Source organism: Paraburkholderia ginsengiterrae, assembly GCF_001645125.1.
GTDB lineage: Bacteria > Pseudomonadota > Gammaproteobacteria > Burkholderiales > Burkholderiaceae > Paraburkholderia > Paraburkholderia ginsengiterrae.
The window spans coordinates 70999-89517 of the sequence record NZ_LXKA01000110.1; the positions used below are offsets into that span (position 1 = coordinate 70999).

Annotated in this window: 17 protein-coding genes; 8 read left to right on the forward strand and 9 right to left on the reverse strand. The window is 63.2% G+C overall.

Features of this window, described 5'->3' with window-relative positions:
• Positions 1-146: 146 nt before the first annotated feature.
• Positions 147-800 (reverse strand): HugZ family pyridoxamine 5'-phosphate oxidase, encoded by a 654-nt coding sequence (locus A6V37_RS08455; protein ID WP_064267178.1) that lies wholly within the window; start codon positions 798-800, stop codon positions 147-149.
• Between A6V37_RS08455 and A6V37_RS08460 the strand changes: the two genes are divergently transcribed.
• Complete coding sequence (locus tag A6V37_RS08460; protein WP_423213102.1) at positions 793-2208, forward strand: MFS transporter; 1416 nt, start codon at positions 793-795, stop codon at positions 2206-2208. The two genes, A6V37_RS08455 and A6V37_RS08460, sit on opposite strands and share 8 nt — an antisense overlap.
• A 258-nt stretch (positions 2209-2466) precedes the next feature.
• The gene (locus tag A6V37_RS08465; RefSeq protein ID WP_064285911.1) at positions 2467-4029 is read left to right on the forward strand and encodes a collagen-like triple helix repeat-containing protein; all 1563 of its coding nucleotides are present in this window, start codon (positions 2467-2469) and stop codon (positions 4027-4029) included.
• 156 nt (positions 4030-4185) lie between these two features.
• On the opposite strand, the gene A6V37_RS08470 is transcribed toward A6V37_RS08465, so the two are convergent.
• From A6V37_RS08470 to A6V37_RS08480, 3 genes are all read right to left on the reverse strand, one after another.
• Positions 4186-5202: a cupin-like domain-containing protein gene (locus A6V37_RS08470; RefSeq protein ID WP_064266822.1), complete on the reverse strand. Its 1017-nt coding sequence runs from the start codon at positions 5200-5202 to the stop codon at positions 4186-4188.
• Between the two features lie 117 nt (positions 5203-5319).
• Complete coding sequence (locus tag A6V37_RS08475) at positions 5320-6465, reverse strand: branched-chain amino acid ABC transporter substrate-binding protein (protein ID WP_064266823.1); 1146 nt, start codon at positions 6463-6465, stop codon at positions 5320-5322.
• Positions 6466-6900: 435 nt separating this feature from the next.
• On the reverse strand, positions 6901-8004 hold the full coding sequence (locus A6V37_RS08480; RefSeq protein ID WP_064285912.1) for an NAD(P)H-dependent flavin oxidoreductase: 1104 nt from the start codon (positions 8002-8004) through the stop codon (positions 6901-6903).
• Between the two features lie 260 nt (positions 8005-8264).
• Between A6V37_RS08480 and A6V37_RS08485 the strand changes: the two genes are divergently transcribed.
• On the forward strand, positions 8265-8963 hold the full coding sequence (locus A6V37_RS08485) for a dienelactone hydrolase family protein (RefSeq protein WP_064266825.1): 699 nt from the start codon (positions 8265-8267) through the stop codon (positions 8961-8963).
• 204 nt (positions 8964-9167) lie between these two features.
• Positions 9168-10691 (forward strand): amidase, encoded by a 1524-nt coding sequence (locus A6V37_RS08490; RefSeq protein WP_064285913.1) that lies wholly within the window; start codon positions 9168-9170, stop codon positions 10689-10691.
• Positions 10692-10741: 50 nt separating this feature from the next.
• Here A6V37_RS08490 and A6V37_RS08495 read toward each other — a convergent pair whose 3' ends face one another.
• The 5 genes from A6V37_RS08495 to A6V37_RS08510 form a co-directional block, all read right to left on the reverse strand.
• Positions 10742-12034, reverse strand: a complete 1293-nt coding sequence (locus A6V37_RS08495; protein WP_064266827.1) for an MFS transporter — start codon at positions 12032-12034, stop codon at positions 10742-10744.
• A 255-nt stretch (positions 12035-12289) separates the two neighbouring features.
• Entirely contained in the window at positions 12290-12601 is a 312-nt protein-coding gene (locus A6V37_RS08500; protein WP_064266828.1) for a high-potential iron-sulfur protein, read from the reverse strand.
• 200 nt (positions 12602-12801) lie between these two features.
• Complete coding sequence (locus A6V37_RS08505) at positions 12802-13908, reverse strand: NAD(P)/FAD-dependent oxidoreductase (protein WP_064285914.1); 1107 nt, start codon at positions 13906-13908, stop codon at positions 12802-12804.
• A gap of 227 nt (positions 13909-14135) precedes the next feature.
• Positions 14136-14360 (reverse strand): hypothetical protein, encoded by a 225-nt coding sequence (locus tag A6V37_RS40520; protein WP_131799836.1) that lies wholly within the window; start codon positions 14358-14360, stop codon positions 14136-14138.
• A gap of 6 nt (positions 14361-14366) precedes the next feature.
• A complete protein-coding gene (locus A6V37_RS08510) occupies positions 14367-15344 on the reverse strand; it encodes an AAA family ATPase (RefSeq protein WP_064266830.1) in 978 nt (325 codons plus the stop codon).
• Positions 15345-15612: 268 nt separating this feature from the next.
• Between A6V37_RS08510 and A6V37_RS08515 the strand changes: the two genes are divergently transcribed.
• The 4 genes from A6V37_RS08515 (at position 15613) to A6V37_RS08530 (ending at position 18231) form a co-directional block, all read left to right on the forward strand.
• Positions 15613-16116: a hypothetical protein gene (locus A6V37_RS08515; protein WP_064266831.1), complete on the forward strand. Its 504-nt coding sequence runs from the start codon at positions 15613-15615 to the stop codon at positions 16114-16116.
• 76 nt (positions 16117-16192) lie between these two features.
• Positions 16193-17008 (forward strand): endonuclease/exonuclease/phosphatase family protein, encoded by an 816-nt coding sequence (locus tag A6V37_RS08520; RefSeq protein WP_064266832.1) that lies wholly within the window; start codon positions 16193-16195, stop codon positions 17006-17008.
• A 72-nt stretch (positions 17009-17080) separates the two neighbouring features.
• Positions 17081-17212, forward strand: a complete 132-nt coding sequence (locus A6V37_RS42775; protein ID WP_278185269.1) for a hypothetical protein — start codon at positions 17081-17083, stop codon at positions 17210-17212.
• Between the two features lie 248 nt (positions 17213-17460).
• Positions 17461-18231 (forward strand): ferredoxin--NADP reductase, encoded by a 771-nt coding sequence (locus tag A6V37_RS08530; RefSeq protein WP_064266833.1) that lies wholly within the window; start codon positions 17461-17463, stop codon positions 18229-18231.
• Positions 18232-18519 lie beyond the last annotated feature (288 nt).

Genomic DNA, 18519 nt, shown 5'->3' on the forward strand with positions numbered 1-18519 from the left:
CATGAAATTTAAGCCTTCTGTTTGCCGTCAACATTTCATGCCATGAGAGCTTTAACCTGAAACGTCGTAACATATTGCGACAAACGTTTCACACCGTTATTGCCATATGAGTGTTTTCCCCAAAAAGCGCGAAAAAACTAATTCGCTTAGCGCCGCATGCAATCTTCGAGCGCCGCGTGCAAGGATTCTGTATTGACTTTGGCATCGTCAAAGACAAAACGCTCGCGCGCACCGTTCTTTTTCAGATCCACGCCATATCGATCGACACCAAGCAGTTCAAATCCGCCAGCACTAACAGAATGGCCGGCAAATACTGACATAAGCGCGTTTTCCTCGTCGCCACTCAATGGCGGCAATGGATCGAGCTCTGAGCCGCCAAGCCATCCCATTGCGCCAAAGCCGCCTATATAACGCAAGCGTTCAAGCCTCATCACCCAGAAAGTAAAATCGCCGAGCACCAGATAGCGCTCCGCATCCGGGTGGTAGCGCAGATAGCGCTGCACGACCTCGGGGGTTGAATCGACCGGTTCGAACGTGCCGAGCAAAGTCACACGCTGGCCACTCAGTACATCGCCGCCGGGCGCGTCAACCGCCAGAAAACCCGCGCGCGGATCCGCATGCAGGTTGTGCGTATGCTCGGCGAGCCGGCTGACCAGAATCACCGGGCGATGCTGCGGGTCAGGCGCGAACGGCAGCACGGTCGGATAAGGAAAGCCTTCCGGCTGGCGCGCGTGAGTGGCAAGCGTGCCGGTGGGGGCCGTGTGCAGCAGATGCAGCGGAGCGTGAGCGGGAATGTTCAAGTGCGCGTTCCTTGATGGAAATGAGCGGCGAATCGCGAAAAACCCGGCGTGCGGATCGCCGCACAGCCCGGCGCGTTCGAGTTGTTCGGCCGCGAGTATGCGGACGCCGCTTTCCAAGCATAAGACACCACGCCTGGTTAGAATCGAAAACTCGCTTTCAACGCGCTTTCTCGCGCGTCCTCCTCACGAGATATCCGTGTCTGACCACTCGTCTGAATTCGCCCACCTCCCCGCCGCTCACCGCGACCTGTCCGGCACCGCCCGGCAGCGGGCGCGGATTGCCACCATGGCGTTGTTCTTTATCGCCGGCATGATGTACGCCTCGTGGGGCGTGCATGTGCCGACGGTGCGCGACCGTTTCCATCTGAATGCGGCGCTGCTCTCGTTCGCGCTGCTCGCCGTGGCGGGCGGTTCGATCGGCGCGATGGCGGCCAATGCGTCGTGGATTGCACGGGTCGGCACGCGGCGCGCCTGCCTCGCCGGCGGTCTCGTCATGGCGGCGTGCGCGGCGCTGATTCTGGTCGTGCCGACGTACTGGCTGCTGCTTGTCGTGCTGGCTATCTTCGGCGCGGGCATGGCCACGCTCGATGTCGCAATGAACGCCGAAGCCAGCGCGGTCGAGAAAGCCCTCGGCAAGCCGATCATGTCGTCGCTGCACGGCATGTTCAGCATCGGCGGGATGTTCGGTGCAGCGGCGGGCGGCGCGCTGCTGTCGCGCGGCATGGCGCCGGCAGTCCATCTGATACTGGCCGCGGCGGTCAGCGCGCTGGTTCTGATCGCCGCATGCCCCGCCGTGCTGCCGCACGTGCCGCACGCCGACCACCCCGATGCCGCCACGCCGCGCGCGAACCCCTGGCGCTCGCCGGCGTTGTGGGCGCTTGGTGCCATGGCCCTCGTCGCCTTGATTGCGGAAGGCGCCATGTACGACTGGGCCACTGTCTATATGCGCGACGTCGTACTGGCCACGCCGGCGCTTGCGAGCGCGGCCTACGCGGCATTCTCGGGCGGCATGGCAGCCGCGCGTTTTGCCGGCGACGCGGTGCGCGCCCGCTTCGGCGCGCCACAACTGGTCATGGCGAGCGCCACGCTCGCCTGCGCCGGGATGGTCGGCGCGCTGTTGCTGCCCAACCCGGTTGCCGCGCTGATCGGCTTCACGCTGATGGGCCTCGGTCTGGCGAACATGATGCCCGTGCTGTTCGCGGCGGCGGCAAGCGTCAAGGGCATTCATGCTGCGGAGGGACTCGCGCATGTCGCCGGGCTGGCCTATTTCGGACTGTTGTTCGGGCCGGTGATCATCGGTGCGGTGACGCAGGCCACCAGTTTGCCGATCGGTTTGTCGGTGGTCGCCTTATGTTCCGCCTTGATCGCCCTCATCGGCCCGAAGGTGCTGCGGCGTTTAAAAATCTGACGCCAGCGTACGCCGGTGCTGCATCGCGACAAACGAAGAGATACAAAACGCTGGTTTCTTACGTTACGTTACGCGCGGCCCGCACACTGACGCGTTCCGCGACACACGGCGTAGGCCGAGGCGCCTTCACGCTTCTCGCGCGTAACATAAGTCATTGATTAATAAGACTATATTAAGAAAGACAGCCATGCGATCAGAAATGGCATAGGCCTTGCAGTTAGCTCTCCCAGCAGTGTCCAAATTACGGGGGAGCAGACCATGAATCGCAAATTCAAGCTGACGGCGATCGCCATGTGCGTCACGTCGATGATCGTCCTGACAGGATGTGGAAGCACGTTGGTCAAGCCGGGTCTAGGGAACGGCTCGGGTTCTGGAAACGGCTCGGGCACGCCTACGCCAACCCCGACGCCGACGCCGACGCCCACTCCGACGCCTACGCCCACACCCACTCCTACGCCGACACCCACGCCGACGCCGACGCCCACCCCGACGCCCTCGAGCGCCAACCCGGTCGGCGTCGTCGTGCAAAACACCGGCAACGTGGTCACCGCCGCCGGCCAAACCGTCTCCTCGATCGGCAGCCAGATCGGCCTCACTCCGATTCCGGGCGCCAACCCGGCGACCACCACGGCGCTCGGCAATGTCGTTTCGAATCTCGGCAACGGCGTGACCGCCGTCGGCAGCGGCGTGGTGAACGGCCTTGGCCAGCTCGGCAATGCCGCCGATCCGCTCGGCACGACGCTCGCGAGCAGCGGCGGCCTGGTCTATAACGCAGGCCAGGCGGTCAACAGCGCCGGCCAGCTCGTCACGAGTCTCGGCAGCGGGCCCACCGCACCACTCAGCCCGCTGACCACACCGCTCGGCTCCACGGTCTCGGCGGTCGGCAACGCCGTCAGCGGGCTGGGTACGACGCTCGGCACACAACTGACGAGCGGGCCGATCCAGCAGGTCACGCAAAACGTCAACACCGCGATCACGCCGATCACGTCCACGCTCGCGCAGACTACCCAAACGGTCGGTGACACGACCGGTCTGGGCTCACCGCTGAACGGCCTGCTGTCGACTATCGGTCACGGCCTCGACAGCGCCGGCGGCCAGCTTAGCGGCGCAACCGGCAATCCGATCGGCCAGAATCTCGGCAATGTCGTGACGAAGCTCGGCGACACGGTCACGTCCGCGGGTGGTCTGCTGACGGCCGGCGGCACCGGCGGCAGCGGCGGCGGCTCCGGTTCGCCGCTCGCGCCGCTGACCAACATCCTCACTGCGCTGCCCGGCACCCTAAGCGGCGGCCTGACAGGCGGTGGCGGTTCCGGTGGCCCGCTCGCGCCGCTCACAAACGTCGTCAGCACGTTGACCGGCGGACTCGGCAGCGCCGGCTCCGGAAGCCCGCTCGCACCGTTGAACAACGTCGTCAGCACGCTGACTGGCGGACTCGGCGGCAGCACGGGCTCCAGCAGCCCGCTTGCGCCGTTGACCAACGTGGTCAGCACGCTGACTGGCGGACTCGGCGGCAGCACGGGCTCCAGCAGCCCGCTTGCGCCGCTGACCAACGTGGTCAGCAGCCTGACCGGCGGACTCGGCGGCAGCACCGGTTCGAGCAATCCGCTTGCACCTGTGACGTCAGCCGTCTCGTCGCTGACCGGCGCATTGGGTTCGGCAACGGGATCGGGTAGCAGCGGCGGGGCCGGCAACCCGCTCGCTCCGGTCACCGGCCTGCTCACCACCGTCACCGGCACCTTGACCGGCGCGGCGACGTCGGCCGGCGGCACGGGGGGCGGCGGCTTGCTCAGCGGCCTCGGCGGTCTCACGCCGAAGAAGTGACGAACACGAATAACGGCAGCAAATAACGGCGCGGCAAAACAAGCGCCGAAAGGGGGGCGGCGAGCCAGGCAACTGGCCCGCCGTTTTTTTATCGCTGCGTTTTACCGCGCATCATTTCGCGACCACAGTCCAATTCACCGTGGCGCAGCGTCAAAGTCACAGTTCGTGATACGTGTCGTAGCGCTGCGCAAAATCGTTACTGCGCAGAAAATTGGTGAACGTCATCGTGACCGATGCGTCGAGTCCTTCCACGTAATGCCACCAGCCGATCGGCAGAAACAATAGTTCGCCGGGTGCGAGCGTGCATTCGATCAACTGCGCATTGCGCATCGCCGGAAACACCTCGTAGTCGATCGCACTGCCGTCCACCTGCGAATAGCAATGCAGATGGTTCGCCATATGCGGCGTGTCGGATAACGGCACGAGTTTGATCTTTTTGCGGCCGATAACCTGCGCCATGAAGTTATTGGTCAGGTCATGGTGAAACGGCGTCCTGGTTCCGGGCGGCCCCATCCAGAAGAAACCGGTATCGGGCGATCCGGCGTCGAGGTACTCGCCGATTGTTGGGACGTCGGACCACAATGCCGCAAGCGCCGCGCGATTATGCGAGGTGTTATTGGCGGTCATGTAGAAATCGTTGGTCGGACCGCTGCTTTCGACGAGATCGACATAATCGGCAAAGCGCATCATGCGCTTGAGCCTGGGCTGATTGATTTCGTAATTCGTATCCGACTCGCGGCCAAACTGCACTTCGACTTCACAATCCCCGCACCGCTCGCGAAAGTAATCGAAACTCCAGCGCGTGCGCGCGGGCCAGGAGTCGAACGCGCCAGTGATAATCACCGGCCGGTTCTGAAAGTAGTACTGCTCAAAGAACACGTCGCGCGGCAAGCGTTCGCGCCGCTCGATCTCGCCGCTTCCGGCGCGCATGCGATTGAGTTCGCCATACACCGACAAGATCCATTCACGCTTGCGCAAACGATTGCGCAGGCGCGTTGCCCCGTGAAAGTAAGGACTCGCGAGCGCCGCATCGATTTCTCGCGCGGCCTCGGCCGCGTCGAAGCCATGCCCGACCAGCGCGCCATGCAACGCCGGCGGTGGAGCTTCGAGCAGCAGATTCTCGGCAATCCAGCGACGCCATGCGTCGTCGATTGAACGGCTCCCAGTAGTCACGACCCTCTCCCCCAACAATGCGGATGTACCAAAGAAAAGGCACGCGAACCTTGCGGCGCGCGTGCCTCGTCAACCATTGGATCGAAGACAGACCAGGCCGTCTTCGATCATGCGGTCTTACATCTTCACTACGTCGAGCAGCGTCTTCTTGCCTGCCTTGTAGTTGTACAGCGAGATCACGCCGTGCTGAAGGTCGCCCTTCGAGTCGAACGTGGTTTCACCGATCACACCCTTGTAGTCCGTAGCCGGCATTGCTGCCAGGATCTTCGCCGGATCGGTCGAGTTCGCACGCTTCATAGCGTCGACGATGATGTACACAGCGTCATACGTGAACGGAGCGTAGATCTGGATCGGCTGACCGAAACGCTTCTGATACTTGGCGAGGAACGCTGCGCCGCCAGACATCTTCTCGAGCGCCATACCGGCTTCCGAGCAGACGATGTTGTCGGTTGCGTCGCCAGCCAGGTCCGACAGCTTGTCGGTACACACGCCGTCGCCTGCCAGCACCTTCGCGCGCAGGCCGAGCTGCTTGGCTTGCTTGGCGAACGGGCCGCCGGTTGCGTCCATACCGCCGTACATGATCGCGTCCGGGTTTTCGCCCTTGATCTTCGTCAGAATCGCGCGGAAGTCGACAGCCTTGTCGTTCGTCGCGTCATGCGACATCACGTTCAGGCCCAGCGATTTCGCGGTCTTTTCGAATTCGTTTGCCAGACCCTGACCATAAGCGGTCGAGTCGTCGACGATCGCGACGCTCTTCACCTTCATGGACTTGGATGCGTAGTTAGCCAGTGCCGGGCCTTGTTGCGCATCGGTCGCCACGACGCGGTACGTCGTCTTGAAGCCCTGTTGCGTGTAAGCCGGGTTCGTGGCCGACGGCGAGATCTGCACGATGCCTGCATCGCTATAGATCTTCGAAGCCGGAATCGACGTACCCGAATTCAGGTGGCCGACCACTGCGACGACCTTGTCGTCGACCAGCTTCTGCGCAACCTGCGTAGCGGTACGCGGGTCGGCTGCGTCGTCTTGTGCGTCGAGTTGCAGCGTGATTTTCTGGCCACCGATCGTCAGGCCCTTGGCGTTGATTTCTTCAACTGCCAGGCGCGCGCCGTTTTCGTTGTCTTTACCCAGGTGAGCGATACCGCCGGTCAACGGTGCGACGTGGCCGATCTTGACGACCTCGTCCGCCACCGCGCCGGTTGCCATCGACGCAAACAACATGGCCGCAGCGCTGATCGGCAACAGCTTTTGAATCTTGATGTTCATGTAAGTCTCCAGTTTCGGTCCCAAAAACAACGTAATCGCCCTGTGCCCCCGCTTCCCCAACACGTGTCGCTCAGTCCCGTGGACGACCACGCCGGTTGCATCGTTCATGCACTTGGCCAGTACCCTCGCCGGACTGTTTGTGGCAGGCGGCAAACCGTACTTGCGCGCAAGTGTAGGCTATCAAATTAATTTGTGGGACTTTTTTGAGGAAGTGGGATGAACACTAATAGCGTTTATCCAACAAGCGCCGATTCCGACTGGATAGAGTGGCTGGAAACCACCAGCCCATGCGGGTTTCCGCTATGTGAGGCTTTCGTCTAACGGCATACCCTAAAGTGTTTCGCGTGTTAAACCGTTAATCGTCCAAAAAGCTTTGCGTCTGAAAAAATAAGGCGCGTCGCAAACGGTTGCGAGACGCGCCGGGGTCATGCTGAATCAGCGTTGATGAGCGGCAATGCGCGCCGTCGCCTCGCGCCATTCCTGCTCGAGTTGCCGCATCAGTTCGGCGGCGCCGATATCTTCGCGGCGCGCGCGGCCCAAAGGCGCGCCCTGGCCTGCCCACAAGGAAAGATAGTCGCTATTCCCCGCACGGCCCGCGCTTTGACGCAGCTCCTGCGTGAGGGCGTTTTGCACCGGATACGGCGCGATCTTCTGCTCCGCTTCGCTCAACCGCTGCATCAACGGATTGCGTATGCCGCGCGCGTGACGACCGGTGATCGCGCGCGTGACCGAGGTCGACGTATCGGACGAAGTGCGTACGCGGGTTTTCCATGCCTTCGGCACCCCGCTCTCGTGACTGGTGAGAAACGCGGTGCCCATGGCCACGGCTTGCGCGCCGAGCGCGAGTGCGGCGACGATGCCGCGCCCGTCCATGATGCCGCCCGCGGCGATCACCGGCAGACCCGTCGCGTCGACGAGCTGCGGCACCAGCGCCATGGTCCCGACCAGCGCGTCTTCGAACGCGCCTATGAACGTGCCGCGATGCGCGCCGGCCTCCGCGCCTTGCGCGGCAATCGCGTCGGCGCCCACGTCGCGCCAGGCCAAACCTTCGGCGACATGCGTCGCGGTCCCGATCACGTAGGTCCCGTCGGCATGGAGCCGGGCCACGTCGTCGGAGGGAAGCAGTCCGAACGTAAAGCTCGCCACCGGCACGCGCAATTCGATCAGCATGTCCAGTTGCGCGCGGAAATGCGGCGCATAGCGTTCGAGCGGCCCGCCAGGCGGCAAACCCAGTTCCGCGCGCAGCGGGTCGATGGCTTCGAGCGCGGTACGCACGGTAGCGTCGTCCGGCGCGGCCGGTTCGAGCACGAACAGGTTCACGCCGAACGGACGATCCGTCAGCGCCCGAATCGCCGCGACTTCGCTCGCGATTTTCTCGGGCGAGAGCGCCGCGCCCGCCAGGAAACCCAGGCCTCCGCCGTTCGACACCGCTGCGACCAGCGCCGGCGTCGTGGCGCCGCCGGCCATGGGCGCCTGCATGACCGGCACCCGCAACTCGAAACGTTCCGCCAACGGAGTCACAAAACGGTCTTCATTCATGGTGGATTCCTCTTCGATGACGCGCTCGCGGCATGGGCGAGCCGCTACGCCTAACTGTACCGAGGCGGCTCGCGTTGGAAAAATAAATTATCGAGAATGTTTCATTCCCCTTACGAGATTAGCCCCGCACGACACCCGCCATTGCGCCGCGGGGGGGCCACACTGCAAGCCGTTTCTTTTGGTGGCAAACTGACCGCCCCGCTTCCGGCATTCATTCAGACCAACCTCGCGCGAGCGCGCGCGAGTCAATGGAGAGCAACATGAGCACGACTTCCCGATGGATCGACATTCCCGCCGGCGACGACAGTTTCGGCGGCTACCTCGCGCTGCCCAAGAGCGGCAAGGGACCGGCCGTCATCATCATCCAGGAAATTTTCGGCGTGAACAGCCATATCCGCTCGGTGGCGGATCAGTACGCGCAAGACGGCTATATCGCGCTCGCACCCGATATCTTCTGGCGCGTTCAACCGCGCGTTGAATTGACATACGACGGCGCCGATCGCGAAAAAGGCATCGAACTGATGCAGAAGACCAACGTGGGTCTCGCCGTGGCCGACATCGGCGCGGCCGCCGCCGCGCTGCGCGCGATGCCGGAAGTGACCGGCAAGATCGCGGCAATCGGCTACTGCTTCGGCGGCCGGCTCGCGTATCTGTCCGCCGCGCAAGGCACGCTCGACGGCGCGGTCGCCTACTACGGCGGCGGCATCCAGAATCAGCTCGATGAAGCCGCGAAGATCAAGGTGCCAATGCAATTCCACTACGGCGAACTCGACGCGCATATTCCGCTGTCGGCTGTCGGTGAGATTCAGGAGCGCTTCGCCGGCCGCGCCGACGCCGAATTCAACATCTATCCGAACGCCGATCACGGCTTCAACTGCTCGGACCGCGCGTCGTATAACCAGCGCGCCGCCGCGCTGGCGCATGGCCGCACGCTGACGTTCCTCGGCGAACGCCTGTAACGCACGCTTGTGACTGGCGTGAGTCACTCGCGTGGCAACTCGCGCGGTGAACTCAGTTACTCTCTCAAAGACGGCGCGTCAGCCGCGTGCCGTCTTCTTCCTTGCGTGGCATCGGGCCTGAGCGACGGGACGCTAAGTGAGGCCGCTCATCGCGCGCATGGACCACCGGCCGTTCCCATCATCGATAGAGAGGGCTCATCCGTCGTGCATTCAGACTATCTCGCCCATGACGCCACCGGTCTCGCCGAGCTCGTGCGAACCCGCCAGACCAGCGCACGCGAACTGCTCGATATCGCGATCTCACGCACCGAAGCCGTCAATCCCGCGATCAACGCGATTGTCCTGAAGGACTACGATGCAGCCCGTCAGCGCGCCTCCCGCGACGACGCGAACCGTGCCGCGAACGGCGCCGGCCACGCGAACGGTACCAGCACGCAGTCCGCGCTGGCAGGCGTGCCGTATCTGATCAAGGATCTCGGCGCGCCGGTCGCCGGACTGCGCATGTCGATGGGCAGCCGGCACTACCGCCATTTCATTCCCACCGAAGACGCGCCGGTGGTCACGCTTGCGAAGGCGGCCGGACTCAACATCTTCGCCAAGACCAGCACCTCCGAACTCGGCCAGATGCCTTATACGGAGCCCGAACTGTTCGGCGCGTGCCGCAATCCGTGGAGTCTCGACCATACCCCGGGCGGCTCGAGCGGCGGCGCGGCGGCGGCCGGCGCGGCGGGCATCGTGCCGCTCGCGCACGCATCGGACGGCGGCGGCTCGATCCGCATTCCGGCTTCATGCTGCGGACTGTTCGGCCTCAAACCTTCCCGCGGACGAGTGCCCAAAGCAGTGCAGGCCCGTGCCGCCGGTGACCTCGGCGTCGACCACGCGGTGTCGCGCAGCGTGCGCGACAGTGCGTTGCTGCTCGACCTGCTGGCCGGTCACGCAGACCGGCCGCTCGGCGCGCCGGGAACGTTTCTGGGCGCGAGCCGCGAGCCGTGCAAACCGCTGAACATTGCCTATGTCACCGAGCCGATGCTGGCGCCCGCGCTTTCCGCCGACTCGCGCGCCGCGCTCGACGACGCGGCACAACTCGCCAGCTCGCTTGGCCATCGCATCGAACCGGTGTCGCTCGATATCGATTTCGCGGCGGTCCGGCATGCGTTTCTCATGCTCTGGTCCGTGACCGCGGAAGATCTGGTGCTGAATGCCGAGCGCATCAGCGGCCGCAAACCGCTGCGCGACGAGTTCGAAATATCCACGTGGGCGATGGCCCATGTCGGCCGCAAGCTCGGCGAACGCGGACTGCCTGGCGCGCTCGAGGAACAGCGCCGCATCACCGAACGGCTCACCGATCTGCTGAACCGCTACGACGTGATCCTGTGCGCCACGCTCGCCGCGCCGCCGATCAAGATCGGCGAGATGCATCCCACCTCGACGGAACGCATGCAGATGCGCGCGGTCACCGCCATGCCGCTCGAAGCGCTGTTGAAGAAAGTGCTGGCGGAGGCGTCGGATAAGGCGTTCACGTGGGCAGGCTGCACCGAACTGTTCAATCTGAGCGGCCAGCCGGCGATGTCGGTGCCGCTTTACTGGAATGCGCGCGGATTGCCGGTCGGCGTGCAGTTCGCCGCGCGCGAGGGCGGCGAAGCGACGCTCCTGCGTCTGGCCACGCAACTCGAAGCGGCGCGTCCGTGGTTCGACAGGCGTCCGCCGCTGATGCAGGCCCGCAGCTAACTCGGGCCGCCGTTCAAGCCACCGCTACAGGCCGCCGCTCAGGCCACTGCTCAAGCGGGCTTGCGCCGCGCGTCGAGATCCGCGTGGCGCTGACCGGGAATGCAGGCCACCGCGACAATCGAGAGCGCCAGTCCGCCCATCACGTAATAGGTCGGCGCGAGCGGCGAGCCAGTCATGTCGATAAGCCACGTGACGACGAGCGGTCCGAAGCCGCCAAACACCATCACCGCGACGTTGTAGGCCAGCGATAGGCCGATCGCGCGCACATTCGCCGGGAACAGCTCGGCGATCAGCGCGCCGCACGGCCCGTAGTAGCCCGACAGCGTAATCGACAGCAGTGCCTGGACGAGAATCAGCTTGGACGTGCTCGGCTCCGCCGCCAGCCACGCGAACAGCGGATACATGATCACCAGCGTGATCACCAGCGACCACAGCGCCAGCCCCTTGCGCCCGATCCGGTCCGACCATGCGCCGGTCAACGGCGAGAGCACCGTCAACAATAGATTGCCGACGATCAGCGCGTAGAAGGATTGGGCGTAAGGCAACTTGAGTTGCTTGACCGCGAAGGTCGGCAAATAGCTGATCAGCACATAGACCGTCACGGTGAGTGCGATGACGGACCCGAGTCCGCACAACAGGTCGCGGCCGTGGCTGTGAAAGACTTCGCCGAGCGTAGCGCGCCGCGCGTTTTTTTGCGCGAGCAGAAAGGCTTCCGAATCGGCAAGACGGCGGCGAATGTAAAAGCCGATCGGGCCAATGATCAAACCCAGCATGAAGGGCACGCGCCATCCCCAGGACTGCAACGCCTCGGGCGACAGACCATGTGTGATCAACGCGCCCACCAGCGCGCCGAGCAGCAGCGCCGCCGCCTGGCTCGCCATCTGCCAGCTGCCGTAGAAGCCGCGCTTCGAGAACGGCGCCGCTTCGATCAGCAAGGCCGTCGAGCTGCCGAACTCGCCGCCGACGGAAAAGCCTTGCAGCATGCGTCCGAGCACGATCATCAACGGCGCGCCAATGCCGATTGCCGAATAGGGCGGCGCGATTGCGAGAAGCAGCATGCCAAGGGTCATCAGCGCAATGACGAGCGACAACGCCGCCTTGCGGCCCGCGCGATCCGCATAGAGCCCAAGTACGATGCCGCCGATTGGCCGGACGATGAAAGCGACCCCGAAGGTCGCGGTGGCGAGCAGCAACGACACATAATCGTTGCCCGCCGGAAAGAACAACTGCGCGATCACCACGGTCAGGAAACCGTACACGGTGAAGTCGTACCACTCGAGTGCGTTGCCGATCACGGCCGCGACGACGGCCCGCGTATGAAGGCTCCTTGACGCTGGTGTCATTCGAATCTCCAGCCCGCGAGAAGTACCTGATTGTTGGTTGTTTCAGCGCTATGGCGTGTTAGCGCATTTGGGCAAAGACAGCACTGGCCGCAGAGGTCGCCTTGGAGTGTAAAGAGCGCACAAGCTGTTTTCAAGCAACAAAAAGGCGCCTGCCACACACGGTGGCAGGCGCCTTGATGATTGATCCGCGGTTGCGCGCCGCCATGTTGCGGCGCATTTCGCGTGGTATCGCCTAGATACGCTGCGAGCGCGTAATCAGGCCTTCTTATTATATGCGCTGCACCAACCCTTGGCCGCGACCTGCTTGCCGGCGAACATCGGGCAGCCCGCGTAAGCGTCGGTCGCCTTGCCCTGGTAGAAGCTGCAGTTGCCGCAATCCTGGCCCGCCGCGTACTTCGCAAACTTGGCCTTGTCGACCTTGCTCGCGTCTTCCTTGTAGCCCAGAGCTTGCGCGGTCGGATCGGATTCGGCGACCTTGGGTGCGTCGGCGAAAGCCTGGCGCGACAGCGCGAACGTGGATGCCACACCGATGCTGGTGATCAAAAACGTACGACGGGAAGACTTCATGGGGACTCACTCCATTTATATTGAACTGATCGCCGTTCTGGTGACAGCGGTCCCCAAGGATAGCAATGAAGCTGTCGCCCGTGATATCCCAAATGATAGAGATAACCGAATTGCTACGACGCGCTGGCGAATTTCACATGCGTAATGCGAATCGATCGCACGCAGGTGGGCAACGTGCGACGAAACGACACACCGGGGCGTTATGCGCGCCCGCTCAATTCGCAAACACGCTGAGCGATAGCGAGCGATGCCGTCAAACCCGGCGACTCGATTCCAAACAGATTGACGAGCCCACGCACGCCATGCGCGGCCGGACCATGAATCACGAAGTCGGCGGCCGGCTCGCCCGGCCCGGACAGCTTCGGACGAATCCCGGCATAAGCGGGCTGCAGCGCGCCGTCCGCGAGTGCTGGCCAGTAGGCGCGAATCGCCGCGTAAAACGATTCCGCGCGACGCGGGTCGACTTCGTAATTGATGGCATCGACCCATTCGACATCGGGACCGAAACGCGTCTGGCCGCCCAGGTCGAGCGTCAGGTGCACGCCGAGGCCGGCTTCGTTCGGCATCGGATAAATCAGGCGGCTGAACGGTGCGCGCCCCGAGATGCTGAAGTAGTTGCCGCGCGCCAGATAGAGCGGCGGCACGTGGCGCGCGTCGAGTCCGCGGATCTTGCGCGCCAGGGCGTTTGCATGGAGGCCGGCGCTGTTGATCACGCAGGCGGCGCTGATCGTGGTCGGCGCGCTGCCGCCCACCTTGATGATGAAGCGGCCGTTGCTGGCTTCGATCGCTTCGACAGGCGCATGAAACGCACACACCGCGCCGTCGCGCTCGGCGTCGCCCTGAATCGCCAGCATCAACTGGTGACTATCCACGATGCCCGTCTGCGGCGAGAACACCGCTTCGACACATTCGAGCGCCGGCTCGAGCGCTTGCGCCTGGTCGCCGGTAATTCGCATCAGGTCGAGCACGCCGTTGTCGCGCCCTTTGGCCAGAATGCTTTCGAGCTGGGGAATCTGGTTGCGCGACGTGGCGACCAGCAGTTTGCCGCAGCGGGAATGCGGCACACCGCGCTCGACGCAGTAGTCGTAGAGCATCTCGCGGCCGCGCACGCACAGCGCCGCCTTGAGCGAGCCGCGCGGATAGTAGATGCCTGCGTGAATCACCTCGCTGTTGCGCGAACTGGTGCCCACGCCGATCGCTTCGGCCGCTTCCAGCACGATCACCTCGCGCCCACGCGCCGCCAACGCGCGCGCCACTGCCAGACCGACCACGCCCGCGCCGATCACCACACATTCGATTTGGTCCATGTCCCTTGACGCGGCCAACCTCTCCGCGCGCTGCCTCGTTCACCCGATGGAGATGTAGACAGGATGCGGCCACCGTATGCCGCACACCGCTCGCTGTCGAACGCACCTGCCCTTTCGCAACCGCTACGCAAAATTGTACGACGCCGTACAGACAGAAATGCCCGCAGTGAGGAGCGACTGCGGGCATTCGGTCTTGAGCGCGTCTCAAACGTATCGGCCGGACAAAATCAGTGTACGCCGTCGAAGGGCGCCGTGCTCGCCTCTTCGTGCGTTGCCGAACCACCGCCGGAAGAGACGCTCGCGCTGTCGCACCGGACGCGGCGCAGACGGCGCCGGTCCGCGATCTCATTAATAGCAATAATTGCCACGACATTCACCACAACTTTGGCATGGATTCCCTGTTTAAGGCCGCCAAAAGCCGCCAACTGGCAGTTTTTTACAAAAAAAGGCAAAAAACCTCAAAAACCGATCGGTTTTCGACGGTTTCCGTAATCCAGAAGAATGTCGCGTGCTTCGATCCGGTCGCGTCCGTCTATCCGCGCGGCGCCGAAGCCGTTGAGAATCGCACGGCGCATGGCGCGCGGCGAGGCCTGCTTCAGTGCGTCGAGCGCCGGCTCGCCGAGCACCTCGGGAAAACGCAGCCCCCAGTTATGCGCTGAACGGATTTCGTCATAGATCGACTGCGCGATACGGCGCGCGCCGGCGTGATCCGGTGGCGGAATCTCGTACACATTCATCCGGTTCAGGATCGGCTCGGGAATCGAGCGCTCGTCGTTGGCCGTGGCGATCCAGATCACGTGGCCCGCATTGATCGGAATCTCGGCGAATTCGTCGGTGAAGCTTTGCGCCGTGTCGTGCTCGAGCAGCGCATACAGCGCGCCGAGCGGATCGTATTGCGAATCGCCGGTGGCCTTGTCGATTTCGTCGACGGCGATCACCGGGTTAGCGTAGCTGCCGTTCACGAGCGCATCGAACACCTTGCCCGGCTTGGCGTTCTTCCATTGCGACGAGGCGCCCGAGAGAATCCATCCCGCCGTCAGCGAACTCATCGCCACGTATTGATAGGCGGTGCCGAGCAGGCGCGCCAATTGTTTCGCAAAGTGCGTCTTGCCGATGCCGGGGTCGCCTAGCAGAAGCATCGGCATCAGTTCGAGCCGGTCTTCGGTTTCCAGGCACAGCGCGACCTGCTTGCGGACGTCGTCGAGCGGGGTGGAAAAGTTGGGCAGCGCGTCGATCAGATCGTCGATCGACGGCATCCGGTTCGGTTTGACACAGAAGCGCAGATTGCCGGTTTTCAGCATCTTTTCGTACGTTGCGCGCAGCGCCTCGTTCGCGCCCTCACCGAGATCGTTCAGCGCGGTCTCGACCTGATCGAGGTCGTAGACCCGGCTGAACGACGCTACGGCAATTTCCTGTTTGACCATCGCTGTTGTCATCGCTCACCCCGACTGTCTGGTCCTGCCGATGCGGCGCCTGTTGGGCGCCGTTTCAAGTCCAGTGTAACGAGGTCATATTCGCGTGCAAGCCAGCAGTCGTGCCGCTCTGCTGCTAACAGCGGGTTGTTTTTAATCGTTCCCGCCCGTATCTGAAATAGAGTATTGCTGAACCCGGCCCCGATTGAAGTGTCAGAAAATCGTTGCGCGTAGCAGGCGTAAGATGGCCGTCTGCGCACGCTGCCGGATGCACTGACCGGAGATTTTTTGTATGTGGAAAACCAGTATCGTGGCCCTGCTGTTCGGCACTTCGTTGCTTGCGAACGCGCAACAGCGGCCGGCGCAGCAGGTCGTGCAATGGCAGTTGCAGGTCATGCGCGACGGCCAGCAGATCGACGCGTTCGACGGCACCACGACCGTCGGCCAGGCGCGCACGGATACGCATCACAAAGTCGTGCAGCATAACGTCGGCTGCAAGGATCAGCCGGGCGGGAGCATCGATCTGGCGCGCACGCTGACGGTCTCGCCGCTGCAGGCGGATGCGAATGCGGTCACACTGTCGATCGACGCGCAGGAAACGTTCGAGGAAGATGCCGCGCGGCTAACCGACACCGGCTGCAAGCTGCCGCCGCAACCGCGCCAGGTGAACGCGAGCCATCCGGGTCTGAAGGTGCCCGCGGGTCAATGGACCAGCTGGACGATCGTCGACAAGAATCCGAACCTGGTCTACCGCGTGCGCGCAAATCTCGCAGACAGCGCAACCCCGGCAAACTGATCGAACGGATGCAACGCACACGCAGGCAGCGCGCGAGTCATCGGCGCCCCCAAACAGAACACGTGGACAACGCGGCATGCGAAACCCCGAAGAATTGATCCGCGAGAGCCTGGCACCCAAGGATTTCATTGCGGTGAGCTGGAACCTGCACAAAGGCCGCACGCCGCTCGGCTTTCAGGCCTGGCAGGCGATGCAGCGCTGGGTGCAATCGAATCACGCGGACGCCTATTTCCTGCAGGAAGCCATGGCGCGGCGCCTGCCTTCGCCGACGCTGGCGAGCAGTTTCGGCGCGCCGCTTGGCGATCCCCTGAACGACGTCTGGCACTGCCAGGCCACCGAAATCGCACGCGCGCTGGAACTCGAAATCGCGCTTGGACCAAACGTGTTCAAGCCGTCCTGGCGGCATGGCAATGCGATCCTGTCGCCGCATCCGCTCGATCTCGGCGGACGCTGGGACATTTCCGCGCATCGCTTCGAACGGCGCGGTTTGCTGGTGGCGCGGGCGACTTTCGGCGGCCACTCGGTCACGCTGCTGTGCGCGCATCTCGCGCTCACACGGTCGGCACGCCTGCGGCAGATGAACTGGATCGCGCACTGGATCGCGAAGGAAGCGCCGGACGGCCCGCTTGTGCTGGCAGGCGATTTCAACGACTGGCGCAACGATTCGGTGCCGCTATTCGGCGAGCATGGCCTGCAGGAAGTGGCTACGCTGCTTGGCGAAACAGGCCGCACCTTCCCCGCCTTCTCACCGGCACTCGCACTCGACAAGATGTTCGTGCGCGGCATGCAGCCGATCGAATGGATCCAGCCGACGCAGGAAACCGCGTGGCTCTCGGATCACTTGCCGTATATGGCCCGTTTGCGGGTCGACCAGGCACAAACACGAGATTGATCGCCACACGGCTGAAAATCCTGCCGTTCAATCCGCTTGCCAGCCCATTTGCCAGTTTTATTAGCAGGGTCAATGCTGCAGCGCATAGCGGGTTTCGGTATGATCCTGAAATTGCTGCCCGCGCGGCGCGCCTACCCGGCGCATGCCGGACAGCCCATGGCGGCCGCCCTGCGCGGCTTTCGCCTGTCGCCGTACCCCTGCTGAAGCACGGCAGCACCCACGCCAACGTACTTCGCGGCGCCCGATCGTATCGACAGCCGGCGCCGACGCTTCCAGGTCCGGCAACCCGCTTTACCGTGCTCGACCGCCGCGTCAAAGCCCTCGGGCAGCGGGCGCGGTAAAATAGCGGATTGCGCGTGATTCCCGACCCTGGGTTAGCGCAGCATCGCCCTTGCCGTGCCGGCCGGCTCAACACGACTGGCCGCCTTTGTTTTCGCACTCTCCAAGAAGCCATGAGCAACCTGAATTCACAAACCGTCCTGAGCGTCCACCACTGGACCGATACGCTTTTCAGCTTCACCTGCACGCGCGATCCGTCGTTCCGTTTCGAAAACGGCCAGTTCACGATGGTGGGCCTCGAAGTCGACGGCAAGCCGCTGATCCGCGCCTACAGCCTCGCGAGTGCGAACTACGAAGAGCACCTCGAATTCCTGAGCATCAAAGTGCAGGACGGCCCGCTCACGTCGCGTCTGCAACACCTTAAGGTCGGCGACGAAGTCCTGATCGGCAAGAAGCCGGTCGGCACGCTGATGGCCGACAACCTGCTGCCGGGCAAGACGCTGTGGCTGCTGTCCACCGGCACGGGGCTCGCGCCGTTCATGTCGATCATTAAAGATCCGGACATTTACGACCGCTACGAGCGCGTCGTGCTCACGCACACCTGCCGTTTCGTCGACGAGCTGGCGTACAAGGAATACATCACGGATCACCTGCCCGCGCACGAGCATCTGGGCGAGCTGGTGCAGGAAAAGCTGCTGTACTACCCCACGGTCACGCGCGAAGCGTTCCAGAACCGTGGCCGCATCACCGAACTCATCGAGACCGAAAAGCTGTTCGCCGACCTCGGCGTGCCGGGCTTCTCGCTCGAAAACGACCGGATCATGCTGTGCGGCAGCCCGCACATGCTGCGCGACACGCGCAAGCTGCTCGACGACCTGGGTTTCCAGGAAGGAAGCAACAACGCACCGGGTCACTACGTGGTGGAAAAAGCCTTCGTCGGCTAAGCCACAACCCGAACGTCGCGGCGCGCGCCGCGATTTCAGCGAAAAAGGAGCCTCCGGGCTCCTTTTTTTATTCTCGCCGTTACAAGTTGGCGTCTTTAGCCTGACATTTGGCGTCGGTATTATTCCTACAAATGTTTGTTTGCCGACCATCAAGCATTGCGTGAGAGATAGGCGCTAACCCTTGGTGGCACTGCATTTTTTATTTTTATGAGATATCATCGCGACGCGCGAATGGTCGATTTGACGCCTCCGTCACGGCATCTTCGTATTGTTACAGAATGTAAATTT

Bases quoted from the DNA above. Each gene is read 5' to 3' on its own strand.
- A6V37_RS08460 (WP_423213102.1), top strand. From the start codon at position 793: ATGTTCAAGTGCGCGTTCCTTGATGGAAATGAGCGGCGAATCGCGAAA.
- A6V37_RS08465 (WP_064285911.1), top strand. From the start codon at position 2,467: ATGAATCGCAAATTCAAGCTGACGGCGATCGCCATGTGCGTCACGTCG.
- A6V37_RS08475 (WP_064266823.1), bottom strand. From the start codon at position 6,465: ATGAACATCAAGATTCAAAAGCTGTTGCCGATCAGCGCTGCGGCCATG.
- A6V37_RS08480 (WP_064285912.1), bottom strand. From the start codon at position 8,004: ATGAATGAAGACCGTTTTGTGACTCCGTTGGCGGAACGTTTCGAGTTG.
- A6V37_RS08485 (WP_064266825.1), top strand. From the start codon at position 8,265: ATGAGCACGACTTCCCGATGGATCGACATTCCCGCCGGCGACGACAGT.
- A6V37_RS08495 (WP_064266827.1), bottom strand. From the start codon at position 12,034: ATGACACCAGCGTCAAGGAGCCTTCATACGCGGGCCGTCGTCGCGGCC.
- A6V37_RS08500 (WP_064266828.1), bottom strand. From the start codon at position 12,601: ATGAAGTCTTCCCGTCGTACGTTTTTGATCACCAGCATCGGTGTGGCA.
- A6V37_RS08505 (WP_064285914.1), bottom strand. From the start codon at position 13,908: ATGGACCAAATCGAATGTGTGGTGATCGGCGCGGGCGTGGTCGGTCTG.
- A6V37_RS08510 (WP_064266830.1), bottom strand. From the start codon at position 15,344: ATGACAACAGCGATGGTCAAACAGGAAATTGCCGTAGCGTCGTTCAGC.
- A6V37_RS08515 (WP_064266831.1), top strand. From the start codon at position 15,613: ATGTGGAAAACCAGTATCGTGGCCCTGCTGTTCGGCACTTCGTTGCTT.
- A6V37_RS08520 (WP_064266832.1), top strand. From the start codon at position 16,193: ATGCGAAACCCCGAAGAATTGATCCGCGAGAGCCTGGCACCCAAGGAT.
- A6V37_RS42775 (WP_278185269.1), top strand. From the start codon at position 17,081: ATGCTGCAGCGCATAGCGGGTTTCGGTATGATCCTGAAATTGCTGCCC.
- A6V37_RS08530 (WP_064266833.1), top strand. From the start codon at position 17,461: ATGAGCAACCTGAATTCACAAACCGTCCTGAGCGTCCACCACTGGACC.